The sequence below is a fragment of the Sphingobium trunci genome (assembly GCF_022664535.1).
GTDB lineage: Bacteria > Pseudomonadota > Alphaproteobacteria > Sphingomonadales > Sphingomonadaceae > Sphingobium.
Genome location: NZ_JAKUJY010000072.1, coordinates 1 through 639, shown reverse-complemented (window position 1 = coordinate 639; position 639 = coordinate 1). Strand labels below are relative to the sequence as shown.

Genomic DNA, 639 nt, shown 5'->3' with positions numbered 1-639 from the left:
CAGCCTGGCGCACACATTTGCGTCAAACGTGCTACCCTTCCCCGCGGAAACGATCAGGCCGAACGTCTTCATCAGACCCCGGATCTGATTGGATATCTCCGTCTTGATCCTGACGAGCTTGGTCCGAGCTGCCACGAGCGTGCGGGTCAGCATGCTGTCGAAGCCTTTTACCCGAACTTCGCGGTAGAAGCCTACCTCGGCCAAATGCGCCAATCCGTCGGCGTCATTGGCATCCGTCTTGTTGGCGGCCATGTCCAACGCCGCTTTGGCGTAGCGCGCGTCGACGCATATAGTTGGCAGTCCCTCAGCCTGAAGGGCGTGGTAGAACCAGACGGACAAGGGACCGGTTTCGAAGATGACCCGCTCAGGTTCTCGAGCATGCTTTCGGACCACCCGGGCAATAGCCTCCGGATCCGACGCGCACTTACCTCGCCAGACCCGCTTGCCGTCGCGCCGAACCGAGATCGCCGTGTCTATCATAGAGACGTCAAGACCGATATATTCTCCCATGGCTGTTCTCCATTAGATGCTTGGGCCCGGCATCACGTCGTGAGCCCGTACTTCCATCTTATCGGGGAACAGCCACCCCCTTCCATCTCTAGCTGACCAGGGCCGACTCGCTTCCCGCGATTACCCCAT

The 639-nt window shown here is 59.5% G+C and carries 1 protein-coding gene; it reads right to left on the bottom strand.

Features of this window, described 5'->3' with window-relative positions; all coding sequences use genetic code 11:
* Positions 1–510, bottom strand: a 510-nt coding sequence (locus MJ601_RS21795) for an IS110 family transposase (protein ID WP_242130485.1), incomplete at its 3' end; no start/stop codon positions are given.
* Between the last annotated feature and the right edge of the window lie 129 nt (positions 511–639).